Annotated in this window: 10 protein-coding genes; 8 read left to right on the forward strand and 2 right to left on the reverse strand. The window is 46.9% G+C overall.

What is annotated here, in order from left to right; all coding sequences use genetic code 11:
* Positions 1–16: 16 nt before the first annotated feature.
* Positions 17–4,354, forward strand: a complete 4,338-nt coding sequence (locus L4D12_RS01525; RefSeq protein WP_428446046.1) for a transporter substrate-binding domain-containing protein — start codon at positions 17–19, stop codon at positions 4,352–4,354.
* A gap of 119 nt (positions 4,355–4,473) precedes the next feature.
* Here the strand turns inward: L4D12_RS01525 and L4D12_RS01530 are convergent, their stop codons facing one another.
* Positions 4,474–4,812: a Grx4 family monothiol glutaredoxin gene (locus L4D12_RS01530; protein WP_428446047.1), complete on the reverse strand. Its 339-nt coding sequence runs from the start codon at positions 4,810–4,812 to the stop codon at positions 4,474–4,476.
* Positions 4,813–5,147: 335 nt separating this feature from the next.
* Here L4D12_RS01530 and sodB point away from each other — a divergent pair, with 335 nt between their 5' ends.
* Positions 5,148–5,732 carry a superoxide dismutase [Fe] gene (gene sodB, locus L4D12_RS01535; protein WP_428446048.1) on the forward strand — a complete coding sequence of 195 codons (585 nt, stop codon included), beginning with the start codon at positions 5,148–5,150 and terminating at the stop codon, positions 5,730–5,732.
* Between the two features lie 74 nt (positions 5,733–5,806).
* Here sodB and asd read toward each other — a convergent pair whose 3' ends face one another.
* On the reverse strand, positions 5,807–6,922 hold the full coding sequence (gene asd / locus L4D12_RS01540) for an aspartate-semialdehyde dehydrogenase (protein ID WP_428446135.1): 1,116 nt from the start codon (positions 6,920–6,922) through the stop codon (positions 5,807–5,809).
* Between the two features lie 777 nt (positions 6,923–7,699).
* Between asd and nhaC the strand changes: the two genes are divergently transcribed.
* The 6 genes from nhaC to nifJ all read left to right on the forward strand — a co-directional run bounded on the left by nhaC (position 7,700) and on the right by nifJ (position 17,417).
* Positions 7,700–9,139, forward strand: coding sequence for a Na+/H+ antiporter NhaC (nhaC, locus tag L4D12_RS01545; RefSeq protein WP_428446049.1), 1,440 nt, complete (start codon positions 7,700–7,702; stop codon positions 9,137–9,139).
* Between the two features lie 484 nt (positions 9,140–9,623).
* A complete protein-coding gene (locus L4D12_RS01550) occupies positions 9,624–10,346 on the forward strand; it encodes a nucleoside recognition domain-containing protein (protein ID WP_428446050.1) in 723 nt (240 codons plus the stop codon).
* Positions 10,346–10,807 (forward strand): YjiG family protein, encoded by a 462-nt coding sequence (locus tag L4D12_RS01555; protein WP_428446051.1) that lies wholly within the window; start codon positions 10,346–10,348, stop codon positions 10,805–10,807. Before L4D12_RS01550 ends, L4D12_RS01555 begins: the two co-directional genes overlap by 1 nt.
* An 81-nt stretch (positions 10,808–10,888) precedes the next feature.
* Entirely contained in the window at positions 10,889–12,010 is a 1,122-nt protein-coding gene (locus L4D12_RS01560; RefSeq protein ID WP_428446052.1) for a M20 family metallopeptidase, read from the forward strand.
* Between the two features lie 336 nt (positions 12,011–12,346).
* Positions 12,347–13,696, forward strand: a complete 1,350-nt coding sequence (gene hcp, locus L4D12_RS01565) for a hydroxylamine reductase (RefSeq protein ID WP_428446053.1) — start codon at positions 12,347–12,349, stop codon at positions 13,694–13,696.
* Positions 13,697–13,823: 127 nt separating this feature from the next.
* Positions 13,824–17,417, forward strand: a complete 3,594-nt coding sequence (nifJ, locus tag L4D12_RS01570) for a pyruvate:ferredoxin (flavodoxin) oxidoreductase (RefSeq protein ID WP_428446054.1) — start codon at positions 13,824–13,826, stop codon at positions 17,415–17,417.
* Positions 17,418–17,502: the final 85 nt, after the last annotated feature.

Raw genomic sequence — 17,502 nt, forward strand, 5'->3', positions numbered from 1 at the left:
CAAACGCAAGGATTCGATGATGCAACGCGCTTTATTCCCACTCACTAGCGCTAACCTAACGGGTTATTTATTGACCCTGTTTATCGTGACGATTTTCCTACCAGCTGCCCATGCCGAGCAGAGCGTTTCTACTCAATATGTCAACACTAAGCCGGTTATTCGGGTGGGATTACCCGGCTTTGATATGCCGCCCTACAGCTTTATCAGCCCATCGGTCACGACGAATATAAAAACCAAGGGAACGAATGTGACATCAAATGAAATCAGTGGGCTGCTGATTGATATTATCAAACAGGTTGCCGACCACGCTGAATTCACCGTACAAATCAGGATCTATCCCTCTTATGACGAAGTGCTCGCAGCATTCCAAAAGGGCGATTTAGATTTACTGCCAGGGGTCACCTCAACCTTTAACCGCCAGCAATATATGACATTCAGTGAACCCATCTTCTCCATTCGTCGGGGCATCATCACTCGCAATAATCCCATTAATCGCTATCAGGAGCTGAGAGGGAAAACCATTGCTACCGAACAAGGGTTTGCACTTCAGGAACTGCTTCCTGGCTTCTTGCCAACGGCGAAATTACTCACCGTATCGGGGAGCGAAGATGTGCTGAAAGCAGTTAAGACAGGCGCTGCTGACGGCTATATCGGCGATACCGTAGTGTTATCTGACCTACTGCAACAGACCACCACTTCTGGTCTTGAGCTCTCTATTCTGCCAGATCTCCCCACTAATCACCTGCATTTTGCCACCCCCAAAGGAAAACATAAGCTCATCACCCGGATTAACTTTGCACTAGAAGACCTCAGAGAGAATCGCCTCAATGCGATCTACAACCAATGGCTAAGCCCAGAGCAGATCAACATGTTTACCAATTACGGCCATCTCAAGCTCAGCCAAGAAGAACGAAACTGGCTAGATCGCCATCCTTATATTTCTATCGGCGTTCATGCCGACTGGTCCCCCTTTGATTTTCTCGATAGCCAACAGCGCCATTCCGGCCTGAGTGCCGATTTGCTGAAAATCCTGAGTAATGAACTAGGCATTAAATTCAATATTATCTCTGAGCGCAGCTATCCTAAGCTGAGAGAATCGTTTATTAACGGCAACATCATGATGCTCTCATCGGTATCAGAAACGCCGACAGATAGCTTGCAGATGTATTTTTCAACCCCTTATACTAATGAGCCTTGGGTGCTATTTGGTCTGGCAGACAGCTCTCTCAGCAGCCTGTTAAGTCACCAAGCCACCCGGGTGGGTATCATCACAGGATCGGATGGCATCGACAAACTGCCTGAGCTATGCACAAACTGTAAAGCCGTCTCTTTCATCAATCAGGCCCGTGCATTTCAAGCATTGCAAAAAGAGGATATAGACCAAGTTCTGACATCACTACATCATGCCTCGCCGTTACTGCAAAGCGACTATATTGGTCAATTCAGAATGATGGGGCAAATCGAAGAAAAAAACCTGCTACCGCTGCGTTTTGCGGTCAATTACCGCCACCCCATTCTACTCAATATCATCAATAAAGCGCTGGCCAGTATCCCGCCCGAAGAGATCAACCGACTTGAGCATAAATGGCTGACCTTCGACTATCAGGAAGGACTCGCGCCAATGGAGGTGGCAAAGTGGGCCGCGCTGCTTATTACCTTTGGCATGATTATTCTTATTGCAATCATTAGCTGGAACCGAAAAATGGCACAAGAGATCCAACAACGAAAAGCCGCTGAAAAACGTGCCAAACGAGCTGAAAAAAGACTACAACACCTTGCTGATAATCTGGATGGGATCGTATTACAACATGTTCAGTCTGATCCTGACTCGCCACTCGAATTTCACTATACATTTATCAGTGCCAGAGTCCGTGAATTGCTCAATATATCAGCAGAGACACTCTTTCATGTACCCGATACTCTGTTGCGTCAACTACAAATCAACGATCTGACACAACTTGAATGCACTATGAAAACCGCTTGCACGTTAGGGCACTGGGAAAGAGAGGTGGCGATTAGCAGTACGCAAGACAGTACCCCAAAATGGATACAATTGAAATCTCGCATCACCCCCCGTGAAGAAGGCGGATATTACTGGAATACCGTCATTACCGATATTTCACTATTAAAACAACAGCAACTAGCACTAGAGTCAGCCCGCCATAAAGCAGAAGAGGCGACCGCTGCCAAATCTCAGTTTTTAGCCACCATCAGCCATGAAGTTCGCACGCCGATCAGCGGTATTCTCGGGTTACTGGAATTGATGGCCGCTCAGCCACTCAATGACGAACTGCTCAACTTACACGGTGGTCTGACCCAGTCAGCCCGTAACATGCTGCACATTGTTAACGACGTTTTAGACTTCTCAAAAATTGAAGCAGGAAAACTAGAACTGGATCCAACCGAAGTTAATCTCAGTCAGGCTCTGGCCAAAATCATCCAGCCTCAGTCAATACATGCCCAGCAAAAAAGCCTGGCCTTTAGCTATTGGCAAGATCCGGCTCTGGCGAAGACTCATTTGGTTGACGATATCCGGCTGCATCAAATTCTGAATAATTTCCTCAATAATGCCATCAAATTTACTCAACAAGGCACCGTTTCGCTGAACGTTGACGTCATTGAAGATGAACATAATCAGGAAATAGAATCGATTCAACGGGTCCGTTTCAGTGTCAAAGACACAGGTATCGGCATCTCTGAGCAACAACAGCAAACGCTCTTTCAACCGTTTGAACAAGCCGATCAAAGCACAAGTCGTCGCTTTGGCGGTACCGGTTTAGGGCTTGCCATTGCGCAGAAATTAGTGGAACAAATGCATGGCGAAATAGGTCTCAGTAGTGAAGTAGGCAAAGGCAGTACATTCAGTATTGTGGTTCCCTTACCTGTCGTAGCAGAAACCATTACGACGCCCACCGATCCCACTATTCACAAAAAACGTAACGCGTTAGTGGTTGGCTACTTTATTCAACGAGAAGATTTATATCACTACCTCCAATATCAAGGTATTACGGTTAAGCTCATTACCCAAATGCCAACCGAAGCCATTATTGATATCATTGCATCGCAGCAACCCGATTATGTATTTATCGCCCTATCGATATGGCAACAGCTTGCTTCATCACTCAATAAGCCTGCTCGCAATACCGCATCATCAACGCTCATTATCATCAATCAAAACCCCATGCTATCACCAGAGCCAAGAGATAATCACTGGTGTTTGTCAGTCAATCCATTACTTCCTGATAATTTATACCATGTCATGAGATACCCCATCAGCAATGTATCGTCAGTATCAATGGCTCCCATACTGACCACCGCGATGACCGAAAGCCGAGAGGCAGCTGAAGCCAATAATCGACTGGTACTGGTGGCTGAAGACCATCCGATAAACCAGCAGGTAATTGCCAAGCAATTAACCAAACTCGGTATTCATGCCGATATTGTCAATAATGGACAGCTCGCCATTGAGGCGCTGGCAACCCACAAATATGGCTTACTGCTCAGTGATTGCCACATGCCGGAAATGGATGGTTACACCCTCGCGACGACAATACGCCAGCAAGAAATTGATATTCGTCACCAAGCCCAGTCAACCAACACTCAGGACTTGGCGAAGTCGCTGAATCAACAATTTGGCCCAACCCTCTCACAAAGCTATCTCTGGCAACATGATGTTGATTCACCTCTCGATGAACCGGTCAATGGCCTGCCCATTATTGCATTAACTGCCAACGCCATGCAGGACGAAGATAACCGCTGCTTTAAAGCCGGAATGAGTGACTTCCTGATCAAGCCCGTTTCACTGAGTCATCTGGGTCAAATGATCAGCAAATGGCAAACCTCGGTAATGAAGCAGACTCATGATCAAGTGAAAGCCAATACCTCCAATGAGTTTGGCCTGTTATTTGGTGATATCACCCATGACCTGAGCAACAACACCGATATTCAGCCCGATGAGCTATCCGCTATCTCTCCGAGTATTAGCACTCATATACCCACATTATCAATCAATAAAACAACGTCAAATCACCAATTAGATCGCGACAAAATTATCGCCATCTTTGATGACCCTTTAGTAGCAGATCACTTAATGGAAGAGTTTAGAGATAACCACCAGCACGATTTAGCACGCCTCGAACAAGCATTTCGAAAAAATGACGTCACCGCTGTCAGCGATATAGCCCATCGAATGAAAGGGGCTGCGCGCATGCTCGAATGCGAATGGCTGGCTCAACCTCTGGCGTTAATTGAACAAGATGCGATAAATCATCAACTTGACGCTGATAGCAATGCATTATCAACATTGCGTGAGCGTAGCCGTATCTTGCAACAACAAGATTTACTGGGTGAATAGGTTCGGGAATATATCAAAAAAAATACCCTTGATGCCCATTAGCAGGGATTTCCAAGGGTATTTCTAATGTCTAACCAGCCACGATATTATTTCATCAATAACAGGGTTGTTATGACTAATTATTCAGCAGCGGTACTATCACGACGCTCAGCCGCTTCTTTAACCAATGGCTGAAGCTCACCTTTCTGGAACATTTCGATAATAATGTCACAACCGCCAATGAGTTCACCGTCAACCCATAGCTGAGGAAATGTTGGCCATTGTGCATAAGCAGGTAGCTCGGCGCGAATATCTGAATTTTGTAAGATATCGACATAAGCAAATTTTTCACCACATGCCATCAGCGCTTGAGCAGCTTGAGATGAAAAACCACAGCTTGGCAGTTTTGGCGAACCTTTCATGTACAGCAAAATAGCATTTTCAGCGATCTGCTGTTTAATTTTGTCGATGGTTTCCATAGCTTCCTCTTACGACCTTTTACTTATAAATTGAATGTTACAACACTCATTCTACTTGGTCACGCGCCGGAAAAAAACGCCTATTAGTTGTAAGGCTATTTTTTATAGCAAGATAGCACGCCATCACTGTAAACGCTTTTTCCTCATCTTTTTTTCACTCAACTCTTTTAATAAAGTAAAAACTTGCTAAAATGATTTTCACAGTCACACATCCGCCATCTCCCTATTGGTATAATGAACGACGTGAGGCTAGTCAGTTTCAAATAATAAGTTGGCCTCAGCCAACTGGAAGCAATGTCGAGGGGTCCCCCTTCACTCAAATGGAGAATCGAGCAATGGCATTCGAACTACCCGCTCTACCTTACGCAATTAATGCTCTTGAGCCACACATCTCACAAGAAACTCTTGAGTACCACCACGGCAAACACCACAACACTTACGTGGTTAAACTGAATGGTCTTATCGAAGGCACTGAGCTTGCTGAGAAATCACTAGAAGAAATCATCAAGACATCAACGGGTGGCGTATTTAACAATGCGGCTCAAATCTGGAACCATACCTTCTACTGGCACTGCCTAAGCCCAAATGGCGGCGGTGAGCCAACAGGTGAAGTTGCAGATGCGATTGTTAAAGCATTCGGTTCTTTTGACGCATTTAAAGCAAAATTCACCGATTCAGCGATCAACAATTTCGGTTCTTCTTGGACTTGGCTAGTTAAAAAAGCGGACGGTTCACTCGATATCGTTAATACGTCTAACGCAGCGACACCGCTGACAGAAGACGGTGTAACACCGCTTCTAACTGTTGATTTGTGGGAACACGCATACTACATCGATTACCGTAACCTACGTCCAGACTACATGAATGGTTTCTGGGCACTGGTTAACTGGGAATTTGTAGCTCAAAACCTAGCTGCATAATTCCAGTCGATAAACGACATTCATAAAAAACGCCTGCAATTGCAGGCGTTTTTTATCTCAGTAAACCAAAATGGTTACTGCTGCTCAGCCAGAATAATACGCAGCGTACGGCGTAATGGTTCAGCAGCACCCCATAGCAACTGATCACCGACCGTAAAGGCATTCAGGTAATCATCACCCATGACCAGTTTACGCAGACGACCTACAGGTACAGATAGCGTGCCAGTCACTTTTGTTGGGCTCAGCTCTTGTACCGTGATGTCACGGTCATTCGGGATCACTTTTACCCAGTCATTATGAGACGCGATGATTTCTTCTATTTCATCAAGCGGTACATTCTTCTTCAGCTTCAGTGTCAACGCCTGACTATGACAACGCATCGCACCAATGCGTACACAGGTGCCATCAATTGGAATAGGCTGACCATCTAGACCAAGGATCTTGTTGGTCTCAACAGAGGCCTTCCACTCTTCCTTGCTCTGACCATTATCACGCTTCACATCAATCCATGGGATCAATGAGCCAGCAAGTGGTGCACCAAATTCTTGTGATGGGAAAGACGCTGAGCGCATAACATCAGCCACTTTACGATCGATATCAAGGATTGATGTCGATGGATCAGCAAGCTCACTCGATACCGCATCATTGATTACACCCATCTGGCTGATCAACTCGCGCATATTCTTAGCGCCAGCGCCTGAGGCTGCTTGGTAGGTTTGAGATGTCATCCACTCGACCAAACCCGCTTGATAAAGACCGCCAACCGCCATCAGCATCAAACTAACGGTGCAATTGCCCCCCGCAAACGTCTTCACGCCATTGTGCAGACCCTGTTGCATCTGATCGAAGTTCACCGGATCAAGTGCGATGATCGTGTCATCTTTCATTCGCAGCGTGGATGCGGCGTCAATCCAGTATCCTTTCCAGCCAGCTTGACGCAGTGCCGGATACACTTGCTCGGTATAGCTGCCACCTTGGCAGGTAATGATAGCGTCCAGCTTTTTCAGGCTTTCTACATCAAATGCGTCCTGAAGAACTCCGGCATCTTTACCAAAATTTGGCGCTGGAATCCCAATCTGAGACGTTGAGAAGAATACAGGCTCAATAACATTAAAATCACCTTCTTCCACCATACGCTGCATAAGGACAGAGCCCACCATGCCTCGCCAACCCACTAAACCTACTTTCATCATGTGCACAACACTCCCTGAACATTATCTATCGGTATAACTATTGGCAAAGACTGATAACAAACATACTAGCGATTACCGATAGTTATAACGACAAACAGCTCCCATCTATAATTATTTCAGGCTCGAAACACAAGCAGAATATGCAAAAAAACCGTAAAAATATTCACATTAATGTAAACCAAAACGGCAAAGCTCATCACATTTGATCTTTATTTCCATATAACCACCAGCAAACACTTGGTGAATTATCGGGCTAGAACGCAGCAAAATAAAGTAATAAAGCCAGTTTAGATCACGTTACCTACCACTTATGGCTATCAATTAGGCATTTTGCTATATAGTTGCCTTTTTTGAAATCAACACTATTTTTGATCATTTCCCATCACACTGATAACCTATAAAGCACATCTAATGTTAGATACAACACTAGGCATTCCGATGAATCTTGGTTTAATCGTCTAACAATTGGAGAGTTTTAATAAATTGAGTTTCTTTAAGAGACCAGCGGCAACACAACATTAACACGCGTAATTAACAATAAACCAAAGAATTAATATGAATTTTTATACACCTCACAGCAATATCTATACAAGATCACAGAAAGTGACATTATTTATCGCCCCGCTAAGTACAATCCGTTAGAGTGGCCGGGAATTACCCCTGTAACCCTACATTTGGTCATTTGGCCATAACACTGTTTAATAATTAGCCTCATCTATTACACAACATTACGAGGCTTCTCCATTACAGGCTCTAACTTACGAGGTTAAAAGCATGAACAAACAGACTGTAAAACTGCCATCGATAGCACAGGTTATACTTGCCCTTGGTATGTTTCTTGCGCTGGCATTCTCTTTCACCGCAAAACTCAATTTACCGATCCAGCTTGCTCTCTACATCGGCTGGTTTATCATCATGGCGCTGGGCATCAAGCTAGGACATAGCTATAAATCGCTCGAAAAAGCGGCGACGACGGGAATTTCAAATGGACTTGGTGCGGTATTGATTCTGCTCGCTGTTGGTTCACTCGTCGGCACTTGGATTGCAGGTGGTATCGTACCGACCATCATTTATTACGGTCTAAAAGCCATTGACCCGTCTATTTTCCTTCTCGCGACAATGCTCATCTGTTCGATGACAGCATTAGCAACCGGGACCTCTTGGGGCGCGGCGGGTACTGCTGGTATCGCCATGATGGGTATTGGTCAAGGCCTGGGGATCCCAGCGCCAATGACTGCCGGTGCGGTACTGTCTGGTTGTTACTTCGGTGATAAAATGTCACCACTGTCTGACTCAGTGATCCTCGCCTCTTCAATGTCAAACGTTGAAATTGTTGAGCATATTAAGGGGATGCTACCCATCGCACTGATCAGCTATGTCATCACCGGAATCCTGTTCACTGCGGTAGGTTTCCACTATGCAGGCAATGTCGACATGTCTCAGGTAGATATGGTTATTGCAGCAATGGATCAGCAATTTGTAATCTCTCCGTTTTCCTTTGTGCCTGTTATTATCGTCCTTGCGCTATTAGCGATGCGCCTTCCATCATTCCCAGTTATTTCGCTAGGTTCACTACTGGGCATTGTTTGGGCCGTCATGGTTCAAGGTATGGATCCGCTACTTGCCTTTAACACCGCATGGGCACCGTTCTCTATCGATTCAGGCGTGGACTTCATTGATTCAATCCTAAATCGTGGTGGTATGGCATCGATGCTAAGCTCTGTGGCTGTGATCGTATTTGGTCTGGGCTTCGGTGGACTGCTAGACAAAGTGGGTGTTCTACAAACTGTTGCCAAACTTTTCGAAAGCCGTGTAAATTCGGCAGGTAGCCTGTCTGTATCAACCATTGCTACTGCATTTTTAGGGAATGTTTTTGGCTCAGCGATGTACGTTTCTCTCATCCTGACACCAAAAATCTGTGCGAAAAACTACGATCGCCTAGGTTACCAGCGCAAGAACCTATCGCGTAATGCTGAATTCGGTGGCACGCTAACGTCTGGTATGGTGCCGTGGAGTGATAACGGTATTTATATGGCGAGTATCTTAGGTGTTGCAACCTTCTCCTACGCACCGTTCATGTGGCTCAGCTTCGTCTGTATCATTGTGACTATTGTGACATCTTACATGGGTTGGTTTGTTGACCGCTGCCCACCCGTCGAGGCGTCTCAAGAAGACGATAACGCACGTATTGTTGGTCAGCAGCAAACAGCATAACCGCTACCGTTGTTGATATAAAAAGAGCACTTCGGTGCTCTTTTTTTTTCGATAATACTGCACCATAAGCAACTGAATTTATATATTAGCGTTATATCAGCTGACTAAGATGAAGCCGTCATAATTAAATATTTCTAGCAGGCATAACGGTATAACAGCACCAATATACGATGATTTCACCTTATTTAACCAACTAATTAATAATGAAAAAACATTCATATAGCATTTTAAATGGCAACTTTAATTGTAAACTTATGTGAATGGGATATTAATGTAGATCAAGCTCACAAATCTTAGTCATTTCCCTGCCGACATACACTTTCAGTAGCACAGATTGACCCCAGTCAAATTATTCCCCGCATGATCAGCGAAAATAGCCGCGTTTAATGCTTTTCATCAACAGCATCTTCTTAACAGGATGTGAAATGTTGTTACTTGATTTAGTTTTGCCAATTTGGCTTTTTTTGATTCCCAAGAGGTATATATGAGCAATCCCGCAGAGCAGGGTCGCAAAGTTACAATCGGCAGTTACATTGCCCTCGCCTTTGCCGTGGTCTTTTTCTCAGGCGCACTGCAGTCTAACGAATGGTACGGTGTTTTCGATTTCACGACCCTAAACGGTTCGTTTGGTAGCCTAGTCCATACCGTCAATGAAACCGCCGATGGCATTCAAACTGCGACAACCAGCATGCGTGGTAAAGGTGGTAACGGTGCACGTGACGGCTTCATGTTTGCCCTGACACTGATCCCTACGGTTATGTTTGCCCTTGGTATGATCAACGTACTGGAGCACTACGGTGCACTAGACGCGGCGCGTAAACTTCTTACTCCACTTCTGCGCCCTCTAATGAACATTCCAGGCAGCACTGGTCTGGCTTTGATTGCATCACTACAAAGTACCGATGCAGGCGCAGCAATGACCCGTCAGCTAAAAGATGAAGGTCACCTGACTAAGCGTGAAGCTGATATCTTCACTATGTTCCAATTCTCTGCTGGCGCAACCATTGTTAATTTCTTCTCTTCTGGCGCCGTATTGTTCACCCTTGCTAACAGTGACGGTACCCCTGCGGTTACGGCCTCTATTGGTATGGCTGTTATCGTGATGTTCGCGTTCAAATTTGTCGGTGCAAACCTGTTCCGCGTTTACCTGAATATTACTGAAGGCAAATCTGACAAAAATGAAGAACTAAAAGGGGAGACCGCATAATGAGCGCAGCTAAAAAACCAATGGTGACTGATATTTTCGTTGAAGGCGCCAAGAAAGGCTGGAACATTGCGACTATGTCGACGGTTCCTAACGTACTTATGGCTTTCGTTATCATCAAAGCGCTTCAAATCACAGGTGCCCTTGACCTGATGGGTAGCGTCTTCTCTCCTGTTATGGCGGTATTTGGTCTTCCTGGCGAAGCTGCTGCCGTATTGATTGGTGCATGGATGTCAATGGGTGGCGCTGTTGGTGTGGTTATTTCACTGTTTGATGCCGGTATCCTAGACGGTAGCCACATTGCAATCTTAGCGCCTGCGATCTACTTGATGGGTTCTCAGGTTCAGTATCTTGGCCGTATCCTTGGCCCTATCGGTACAGAAGGCCGTTATATCCCTATCATGATCGCCATTTCTGTTGTGAATGCCTTCGGCGCCATGCTGGTCATGAACTTGTTCGTATAATTTGTCAAAAGAGGGGGCTTGCCTCCTCTTTTCTATCACTATTCATACCCTCCCACTAAAGGGAATATTTCTGGAGCTACTATGAGTTTCTCACTACCAGATTACTTGGAAGAACTACGCCCACTGATCGATGTGGACTGCGGTACCCTAACTAAAGAAGGTATCGAAGTGATTGCTAACCAAATGGAAGAGAAGTACCTCGACTTAGGTTGGAACGTTAAGCGTATTGACTGCGGTATTGCAGGCACCGGTCTTGAAGTCCGTAATAAGCCAGATGCTGAGACAATTGATGTGATGCTAATTGGCCACATGGATACCGTTTTCCCAATTGGTACTGTTGCTGCACGTCCGATGACCTTTGATGAAAAACGCGCGTATGGTCCAGGCGTTTCAGACATGAAATCTGGCCTGCTGAACGTCGTTTACGTACTGCGTGAAATGGACAAAGAAACCCTCGATAAACTGTCTATCTGCGTATGTATGAACCCAGACGAAGAGATCGGCTCTCTGCATTCTGAAACATGGCTTAAGAGCGTAGCGGTAAACGCGAAAAACGTACTGGTTGCAGAAGCGGCTCGTGCCGATGGCTCATTGGTTAAAGCCCGTAAAGGGATGGCTCGCTACCGTCTGACGTTTGCTGGTAAAGCGGCTCACGCGGGTAATGAACCGCAAAATGGCCGCAGTGCAATCACTGAAATGGCAAACTGGATTCTAGCCGTTAATGCCCTGACTAACTTCGAGACAGGCACCACTCTAAATGTAGGTGTTGTGAAAGGCGGTGCTGGCGCGAACATCGTTCCGGATCACGCAGAAGCCGTCATTGATGTCCGTTTCTGGGATAACGATGAGTACGCAGCGGCTGATGCCACTATCCGCGCACTGACTGAAACCCCATTCGTTGAAGGCGTTACGATCACCGTTGACCGTGAAGCGCATAAACCATCAATGGTACCATCAGAAAAAACCGAAGTACTGATGGCGATGGTTGAAGAAACGGGTAAAGAAGTGGGTATCGACATTACTTGGCAGTCTGTAGGTGGCGGTTCAGACGCTAACCTGACAGCCGTGCTGGGTATCCCGACACTGGATGGCCTTGGTCCTATAGGTGCAGGCTTCCACAGTGCTGACGAATACCTAGAGCTAGATAGCATCGAGCCGCGTATTCAGCTACTGAAGAAAATCCTGACTAAGATCGCTGGCTAAGCACGATTAGTTAACACCAACATTCCCCCGTTAAAGGACGCCTCGCGTCCTTTTTTAATAGCAAGCCCCCGACTTCATTTCCCCTGTTTTCGTCTCTCAACGATACCTCGCCTGCCCAACTGGTGATATACGTAATAATCATATGCTTTCAGGTGCATTTTAATATATTAACCGCGACGCCTATCAACGCATAGAAATCCACCAGCGGACTTAAAAATGACATTTAATATACATGTTATTTGTCGATAAATGATCTTGATCAATGACGGATACAGATCATCCTCGTATTCTCGCCCTATAAGTTGCAAAACAAATACACCTTTAAGGAATGCAATCATGTCGAACCTAGCAATGTTCTGCCACCAGTGCTCAATGGCACAAACGGGTGGTTGTGGCAGTACCGGTAAAACTCAAGGTACATGCGGTAAAGATGAAAACCTATCTCGCCTTCAGGATATTATGATTTTTGGCCTGAAAGGCCTGTCAGCATACCGTACTCACGCCAACGACCTTGGTGCCGATACCAAATCTGTTGATGATGTCATTGCTGAAACACTGTATTTCACTTTAACCAATGTGAACTTCAGCTTCGACCAACATATTGCCCAGCTAATGAAAATTGGTGGCGCGGGTAGTGAGATGATGTCACGCCTTGGTGAAGCCCACCATAACCGCCTCGGGATCCCTACTCCTGTCTGCGTACCGCAAAACCAAGCGGAAGGTAAGGGTATCCTCGTAACAGGTCACGATCTTGAGCTGCTTGAACGTTTGCTGATTGCCACTGAAGGCAAGGGCATCAATATCTATACCCACTCTGAAATGTTACCCGCTCACGGCTACCCAGAGCTACGTAAATATAGCCATCTAAAGGGTAATGTAGGTAAAGCTTGGTTCGACCAAAAACAACTATTCCAGAAATGGAACGGTACCATCATTGTGACGACTAACTGTATTGTGCCACCAACAGGCCGCGCTGATTACGCTGATCGTCTTTATAGCTACGGTATTGTCGGTATCGATAACTGTCGCCAGTTAGAAGATGATTTTGCGCCAATTATTGAGCACACGCTAAGTCTGCCGGATATCGAGGGCTTCGACAGTGAAGAGACCCTGATGACTGGCCACAACTACAAGACGATTCTTGGCTTAGCACCACAGATCCTAGACGCGGTAAATGCAGGAAAAATTAAGCAGTTCTTCGTGGTTGCTGGTTGTGACAAACCGGGTAAACCAAATGATTACTTCCGTGAACTAGCGCTATCTATCCCTGATGATTGCATCATTCTGACCTCATCATGTGGAAAGTTCCGTTTTAACGACCACGACTTCGGAACAGTACCTGGTACTGAAATCCCACGTTACCTCGACCTTGGTCAGTGTAACGACAGCTACGGTGCGGTAATGATCGCCTTGGCTTTGAGTGATGCGATGGGCGTACCGGTTAATGATTTACCTGTGAATATTGTTCTCTCTTGGATGGAGCAAAAAGCGGTGTTAATCCTGCTGGCGCTCTTTAATTTGGGCATTAAGAACATCTACTTGGGCCCTAACCCACCAGAATTCGTTAACGAGGCTATCTTTGCCTTCCTACAGCAGCAATTTAACCTGCAGCTAACAGGCGATGCGAAAGTAGATCTGGAAAACATGCTGAACCCGCAACCTCAGCTAACGGTGGTTGAGGTGTAACCTCCCCACCCCTTGAGTCGGTCCTGTGCTGATCGCCCGAGATCGACTCTCCCTTTCGAAAAAACAACTGCTTATCAGAGGAAAGTTTCCTCGTTGCCATTACAGTGCCCGTTCGCTGGAGTTCGCTATGCCTATCCATTCCCAATCAACGTTCCCATTAACACCGTTATCGCCCACTACCTATGCGACGATAGACGGTAACGAAGCCGCTGCCGCCATTGCGTATCGCTGTAATGAAGTCATTGGTATTTACCCTATCACCCCGTCATCTCCGATGTCTGAATCTTGTGAAGTCTGGGAATCGCAAGGGAAAACCAACCACTGGGGCCAAGTGCCTCGCGTGATTGAAATGCAATCAGAAGGCGGCGCGGCGGGTGCGGTACACGGTGCTCTGATGGCCGGAGCGATGGCAACCACCTTCACCTCCTCGCAAGGGTTGTTACTTAAAATCCCTAACATGTACAAGATTGCGGGTGAGCTGACCCCGTTTGTGATGCATGTTGCCGCCCGTACTATTGCTACCCATGCGCTGTCTATCTTTGGTGATCATTCAGACGTCATGGCCGTCCGCCAAACCGGTTTTGCCATGCTCGCAGCGGGCAGCGTACAACAAGCGCATGACTTTGCCCTGATCAGTCAGGCGGCAACACTAGAGAGCCGAATTCCCTTTGTCCATTTCTTTGATGGTTTTAGAACCTCACACGAAATCAACAAAATAGCCTTGATCAACGACGAAACGCTAACCGCAATGATCAACCAAGATCAGGTTGATGCATTCCACCAGCGAGGCTTAACACCGGATGCACCTAGCATTCGCGGTACGGCACAAAACCCAGATACATTTTTCCAGGCGCGAGAGGCAGCCAATCTCTATTATCAAGCCTGCCCGGGGATTGTGGCTGAGAAAATGGCCCAATTTTCCGCACTGACGGGTCGCGAATATAAGCCGTTTGACTACTATGGCCACCCTGAAGCCACTGATATTATTGTGGTCATGGGATCCGCCTCATCGACAGTTCAGCAGGCCGTTGATCACCAGCTCAAGCTGGGCCACAAAGTTGGCGTAATAACCGTTAATCTATACCGCCCATTCTCACTGGATCATTTAATCGCCGTAATGCCAACAAGCGTTACCACGATTGCGGTGTTAGATCGCACCAAAGAGCCAGGTTCAATTGGTGAGCCGCTGTATCTAGATATTATCGCTAGCCTGCAGCAAGCGCTCAGTGACCAACGCCTGACGCAGCTACCCGCCGTTTATGGCGGTCGCTACGGCTTATCATCCAAAGAGTTTACCCCCTCTGATGCTGTCGGCATCTTTCAGGCGATAGCATCGGGTTCACTCCAGCACTCATTCACCGTTGGCATCAATGACGACATTACCCATCTGTCACTGCCACAAGCGGCTCATATTGAGACAGAGCCACGCACTCGTCTGCGTGCCCTGTTCTATGGCCTAGGCGCCGACGGTACGGTCAGTGCCAACAAAAATACAATCAAAGTGCTGGGGGAAAATACTCCTCTACATGCACAAGGTTATTTTGTCTATGACTCGAAAAAGTCAGGCGGGATCACGACCTCCCACTTACGCATAGATCCTCAAGCGATTGAAGCCCCTTACCTGATCCAGCAGGCTGAATTTATTGCCTGTCATCAATTCCAGTTTATCAACAAGCTGGAAATGTTTGAGAAAGCGGCTCCACAGGCAACCTTACTGCTCAATAGCCCGCATGCCGCCAATGCCGTTTGGGATCACCTGCCTCAGGAAGTTCAGCAGGTTATCATCGACAAACAGTTAACATTATATGTGATTGATGCTGTCGCTCTTGCTCGTCAACTTGGCCTGAAAAACCGCATTAACACCATTATGCAAACGGGATTTTTTGCCCTTAGCGATCTGATGCCACTGGAAGAGGCCATCGGTAAACTCAAGCAGGCAATTGAGAAAAGCTATAGCAAACGTGGCCCTGCCATTGTGGAAGCAAACCATGCCGCCGTTGACGCCACAGTCGCTCACTTAGAGGCCGTCATCATCCCGGCCAAGACCACCAGTATTTTCCGCCGCCCTCCAGTGGTGAGTGGGAATGCACCTGAACTGGTAAAACGCGTCAGCGCGATGATGATGGCAGATAAAGGGGATCAACTGCCAGTCAGTGCTTTCCCTGTCGATGGCTGCTGGCCAACCGCTACCACCCAGTGGGAAAAGCGCAATATCGCTCAGGAAATCCCAGTATGGGAAGATGATCTGTGTACCCAATGTAATATCTGTACCTTAGTCTGCCCACACGCGGCGATTCGAGCGAAAGCCGTCGAGCCGACACAGCTAGAAAATGCACCTGACGGCTTTAAGCATACCGACTACAAGCAACGCGACTTCAAAGGTAAGGCTTATACCCTGCAAGTGTCACCCATGGACTGTACGGGTTGTAATCTCTGTACAACAGCCTGCCCAGCCAGTGATAAAAATGACCCTAGCCGTAAAGCAATCAACATGGCACCGAAGCAGCCGCAACTTGCGCAGCAACAGGAAAACTATGACTACTTCCTGGCGCTGCCGGAAGCTGAGCGTATTGATATCAAACGCATTGATGCCCGTACCAGCCAGTTGCTGCAACCCTTATTTGAGTACTCAGGCGCATGTTCTGGCTGTGGGGAGACATCATATGTCAAACTGCTTACTCAGCTGTTTGGTGATCGCCTGCTGATTGCTAATGCGACAGGCTGCTCATCCATCTATGGCGGTAACTTACCGACCACGCCATATACCGTTGATAAAAACGGCCGGGGGCCAGCATGGGCAAACTCACTGTTTGAAGATAATGCCGAATTTGGGCTGGGTATGCGTCTGGCGCTGGACAGCAAGCGCAATAATGCTCTGGCACAGTTAGAAACGGCCTCTGACTTTGTATCACATGAATTACTCGATCAGATCAAGCAAGACGCCTTCGACAGCAGCGAAACAGCGGTCGTGCGTCAACGAGGCAACATTGCGCGTCTGCGTGCAGAATTACCTTACTCGCACCGCCAGCTTGATCTTAAAGCCGACGATCTTGTCGCGAAAAGCAACTGGATTGTAGGCGGTGATGGCTGGGCCTATGACATCGGTTTTGGTGGCTTGGATCACGTTCTGGCTGGCGGTGATAACGTCAATGTTCTGGTAATGGACACCCAAGGCTATTCCAATACTGGCGGGCAGCAATCCAAAGCCACGCCAACTGGTGCCGTGGCGAAGTTTGCAACCCAAGGCAAGATCAGCAATGGCAAAGATCTCGCACTCAATATGATGATGCATGGCAATGTTTACGTCGCCAAAATCGCCTTAGGTGCCAACGTGAATCAGACCATTAAAGCACTTCAGGAAGCAGAAGCTTATCCGGGTCCATCACTGGTCATCGCCTATTCACCGTGTATCACCCATGGCTTTGATATGGCCCATGGTGTTGAGCATCAGCAACTGCTGGTCGATACAGGCCTCTGGCCGCTATTCCGCTTTGATCCACGCCGGACAGCTAAAAGCCGAGCGGCATTACAGATGGATTCAAAGTTACCAAAGAAAGATGTGGAAGAGTTTGTCAGCCAGGAAGCGCGCTTTACCCAAATCCAGCGCCGTGACCCACAACGCTATCAGCAGAACATTGAGAAACTGCGTCAGCAGGTAACTAACAAACACCGCTTACTCGAACAGCTTGCGCTTTGGACGCCTGCAGCTGATCAGCCGTAAGCAAAACAGACAATTCAAATCATTAGAATTTAATCATCAACCTAGCCACAGCGTACGGTGTGGCTGGATGACTCATTTTTATTGG

This window comes from Photobacterium nomapromontoriensis, assembly GCF_050336815.1.
GTDB classification, from domain to species: Bacteria; Pseudomonadota; Gammaproteobacteria; order Enterobacterales; family Vibrionaceae; genus Photobacterium; species Photobacterium nomapromontoriensis.

Excerpts from the sequence above, each read along its gene's own strand:
- L4D12_RS01525 (WP_428446046.1), top strand. The coding sequence starts at position 17 with ATGATGCAACGCGCTTTATTCCCACTCACTAGCGCTAACCTAACGGGT.
- L4D12_RS01530 (WP_428446047.1), bottom strand. The coding sequence starts at position 4,812 with ATGGAAACCATCGACAAAATTAAACAGCAGATCGCTGAAAATGCTATT.
- sodB (WP_428446048.1), top strand. The coding sequence starts at position 5,148 with ATGGCATTCGAACTACCCGCTCTACCTTACGCAATTAATGCTCTTGAG.
- asd (WP_428446135.1), bottom strand. The coding sequence starts at position 6,922 with ATGAAAGTAGGTTTAGTGGGTTGGCGAGGCATGGTGGGCTCTGTCCTT.
- nhaC (WP_428446049.1), top strand. The coding sequence starts at position 7,700 with ATGAACAAACAGACTGTAAAACTGCCATCGATAGCACAGGTTATACTT.
- L4D12_RS01550 (WP_428446050.1), top strand. The coding sequence starts at position 9,624 with ATGAGCAATCCCGCAGAGCAGGGTCGCAAAGTTACAATCGGCAGTTAC.
- L4D12_RS01555 (WP_428446051.1), top strand. The coding sequence starts at position 10,346 with ATGAGCGCAGCTAAAAAACCAATGGTGACTGATATTTTCGTTGAAGGC.
- L4D12_RS01560 (WP_428446052.1), top strand. The coding sequence starts at position 10,889 with ATGAGTTTCTCACTACCAGATTACTTGGAAGAACTACGCCCACTGATC.
- hcp (WP_428446053.1), top strand. The coding sequence starts at position 12,347 with ATGTCGAACCTAGCAATGTTCTGCCACCAGTGCTCAATGGCACAAACG.
- nifJ (WP_428446054.1), top strand. The coding sequence starts at position 13,824 with ATGCCTATCCATTCCCAATCAACGTTCCCATTAACACCGTTATCGCCC.